The 3,994-nt window shown below is 42.7% G+C and carries 2 protein-coding genes; both read right to left on the bottom strand.

The window, feature by feature from the left end:
* On the bottom strand, positions 1-2,811 hold a 2,811-nt coding region (locus ABW391_RS28830; protein ID WP_353485368.1), incomplete at its 3' end, for a hypothetical protein.
* Positions 2,808-3,503: a hypothetical protein gene (locus tag ABW391_RS28825; protein WP_353485367.1), complete on the bottom strand. Its 696-nt coding sequence runs from the start codon at positions 3,501-3,503 to the stop codon at positions 2,808-2,810. The genes ABW391_RS28825 and ABW391_RS28830, both read right to left, overlap by 4 nt.
* Between the last annotated feature and the right edge of the window lie 491 nt (positions 3,504-3,994).

Here is a 3,994-nt window from a genome sequence, read left to right as displayed (position 1 = left end):
CAAAAAATCATTAAGCGAAGTAATTCGTAAATCATCAAGCATCTGTGGACTAAGCCTAGAGAAAATAGAAGGTGCATTATTTTTAATGAGTTTTTGCATCGCGGTTTTTACCAATTCGATATCAGGTGTTTTAATTGAATTAAACACATATTGCATTTCGTTTATAGAACTCACATTTCCAAAATATTCTGTCAACTGCTTCACAGAAATATTAGGAATATTCTCCAAACCCCAACTCTTGTATTCAATTAACCGAGGTGGACCAGGATCTAACTCCACATCAAACCGGCACTTGGTACAAACCGTTCCAGGCGCTTCAAATTCGTAATCAAACTTCTTGATGCTACCTGCAGGAAAATTTTTGATCGACTCCAACATGTGTGTCACTCCATCCTGCATGTAAAAGTTAGGATTTTTCAAATCTGTCATCAAACGATCGAAACCCTCTGTACCCGAATGGTTTTTGACAAGGGCTTTGATGTTGTCCAAATGCGTTGCTAAGTTAACCAGTTTTGCTTCAGTGCCCGCATCAAGTGGATTTTTTACAGCTTTTAGAATATCTTTTAGAGCGGCCTCCCCGCCGGGAAGTTTAGCAATAAAGTCAGCATCGGCAAGCAATGCAGCAATTTTTTCAATTGAATCTGCATTTTTAATGATTAGATCATTCCCGTTTTCTGCCAGCAATTCCCATGCTTTTACTGCATCTGGATTCCTGGTAAATAATGCTTTGATTGCGGGGTCATCTAGTGCTGATTGTAAACGCTTTAAGAGGTTTTTATTCTTAAGTTTTCCTGTCAATAAACTTAAAAGATTATTTAGTCCTTTCGATATGGTCTCCCCAGTTTTTTGTATTCCGTCTTTAAACCCGGAAACAAGATTTTTAATCCCCCCAGCCCCGATAATCGTTGACGCAACACTCACTCCGTCCTGTCCGGCGGTATGAAATCTCACTTGAGAGGAGGCGGTTGTATAGCTTTCCCATTTCTTTTTTATGCTCTCTTCAGCCAATTCGATGATCTTCTCCGGGGTGATATCGGCAATGCTGCTGATTAAGCTTTTGACGTTTTCAGGACTGGATGCAAGATCTACCCCCATTTTTACCAACTGGGGAATTTCAGTCACCTGTCCAATTACGCCATCGGCTACGCCGCATACTACGGGTGGGCCATGTACGGGGTAGCTTCCTTTTTCAGCAGTAGTCCCTTGTGGTTCATTCCAAATCTTCTCAGGAAGTGTTGCAGATTCATAAATGCTAATGCCGACCTCTACAATCACTGTAGTAATTTCAGAGAACGTCATGCTTTCACAATGAAACCGGCCAGGAGTGCCGATGGCTGGCTCATTCCAGCCTACATGCTTTCCATTTATTAGTCTATTTTTTGCGTTTGTAATTGCATCATCTATTTGTTTTTCAGTTTGTTCAAGATGATTTGCGGGAGTGTAATCATTTCGACCTGGCTTTATGTTGTCACGAATCAAAATGACTTTGGCGTCTATAATCTGTCCATCTACCTCTGTGAAAATGATTTGCCCTTTGGCTTTCGATTTGTCTTTGGGTGTAACTGGGATACTGGCATTGCCACTTTTGTCCAAATAGTCTTTAAGGGATCCGGAGGAGCTACCTTTTTGAATAATGATTTCAATATCGCTACCCAACCTGGTAATCATCTGGGTAATTTCCTTGTATTGCCCACAGGATTTTGGGTCATCAAATTGAAAAGGTGTTGAGCCCCCATAGCCTAATTTTGGAAGCCGTTTGTCACTTGAAAATGTTCCACCTTGAGGCTCGATGCGATCCTGCGTGATGGATATTTCTTCTGTAAACAGCCTAATGGTATTCGAACCGTTAGCGTTCTCAATTACATCTACAAAGCTAATTGGTATTTGGCCAGGGGTAAGGGATACCTGATTGGTGAAGATGTCGCTACTGTTGTTGCGGTTTTGATATCCGCTAAACGTGGATAGGTTAACAATAAATTCGCTACCGCCAGCGACATATTCTTTAGTGTCAATTTCAAAACCTATCAAATATCCATTGGTGAGCTCAGGTGCAATGCAATAAATCAGCACCTTGGTATCTTTTGGCAATTGAATTATTTTTCCAGATAATGCAACAAAATTAGTTGCTTGTTTGAGTATTAACCCTCCTCCTGATTTTTCCACTGGCTTACCTTTCCCGGAGAGAATCTGCCTAATAGCCCTCAACCCCTCCGCTTTTGCAGAAGCCACTTTATCTTCAGCCGCATTCTGTGCATAGGCCTTCTCCATGGCCTGCTGACCAGCCAGAGCAAGGGCATTTTCCAGACCACTCACATCTGCCCCAGACTGGCTCATCCCTGGTATTTTCACAATCATCTTAAAGCGTACATTGCCTCCGCCCTGAAACTGGTGCGTGATCAACACATACGCAGCAGGAGGAGCGGCACTGCGCAAAATGGGCATAGCGGGGTTGCGAAAAGCGATGACCCCGCCCGTTTCGATGCGATTATACATGTTGCTGACCGCCTGATCAAAGCTGAGGGCTCCGCTCATGCTTAAGGTGGGCAGGTACAAGCCAAAATCAAAGACCCGGAAGTCTTGAATTTGATAGGCCGAGTCCAGGGTCTGTGACAGTTGGGCTGCGGCGTCGCTGAGTTGGCCGAGGGTATTGTCGGTTACTCTGGCGTAATCAAATCGCTCAACCAGGGCTCCCGCGCGCGTAAAGTCTGTGGTGATCTGAGCCATCAAATCGCCTACTTGCAGGCAAAATGCAAAAGCAGCGATCAGAAACTTGCAAAAGTTTAACTGTTTAAGCGTAGTCATTTTTTTCATTTCCGGTTTTTCGTTTTAGGCAAAGTGACCAATGCACCAAAGCGTTGGGTCACTTCACGTGGGGTAAGGAGGCTACGGTATTTGGGGAGGGGGGCTTCCCGATCAGTGCGAATGAGTTTAGAAAAAAACACGAGTTCGCCCCGGTCGCGGTCTTCTACAAAGAGCCGCTGCTGAAGTATGGCTGGGGGATAGTCCCGAAAGTTTTCAATTTGGGCGACCTTGACCACCCCGTAGTCGGCCAGGTAATAGATGGCTCCATGGCTGGTATTGATGAGCCAATGCTGATTGCCTTGTTGGATGGCTTTATTGTGGCCACGGAAAAAGGCGGTGTCGGTAATTGTGCAGGGGAGGAATTTTTTAGGGCTAGGGAGAAGTGAATTCCCTAAGTATTTTAATAAGTCATTGCTGGAGGGTAAATAGCAGACACTATCAATAGAAAAAAAAGATTTGATTTGCCAATCCTGAAATGAGGTGTCATTTTTTGCTCCACCAGTGTATTTCCATAAAAAAAAGTCTCGTGGCGTTCTGATGTAGAATAAGAATTGTTTTTCCTCAGAATCGAATTGAAAATCGAAATCGGTAATTCTATGATTTAGAAAGTAATCGGGTTCTTGTTGTAAGGATTGTAAATCTCTCAGAGCACCATTGTGCCGAGTAAGTTGCCACCAATCTCTTAAAGGAACCACATGCAATAATCGTGTGTTTTGGGTTCTTCGAAGTAGAGAATCATTCAAAATATTCTCCCAATTTGCAGCATTTTGATATTTCAGCTGTTTGGAATAAGCAGAATCGGATTTGCTGATTGCCACCGAATCTAGGGAATTCAATTTAAAATCTTCAATAGTAAATGAACGCTTACTCTGGCCTTGAGTTCCTAAAACCAGAATTTGAGTTTGATTCACCCCTTGCCAATTGAAAAAAGGAAATGAAGTCGCTAAAACAGGTATCCATGTGCTAGAAAATTGATTGGGTTGTGCTAAAGAATAAGATTTCATAAAGCCCGGTGCAGTATTTCTTGTACCCATTCTAATGACTAAATTTTGTTTGACTATTAGACCATAGTCAAAACCTTGAGCACACAATTGCGTACCAAATACCAAAAACAATATAGCGACCAATAAGCGTATCATTCTCTTATGCTTTCAGTTATGTCCAAATCCATTATTGGAGAGTTGCTCCTTCG

The sequence above is a fragment of the Haliscomenobacter sp. genome (assembly GCF_040403615.1).
Classification (GTDB): domain Bacteria; phylum Bacteroidota; class Bacteroidia; order Chitinophagales; family Saprospiraceae; genus Haliscomenobacter.
The sequence above is the reverse complement of the archived record's forward strand: the minus strand, read 5'-3'. Positions and strand labels throughout refer to the sequence as shown.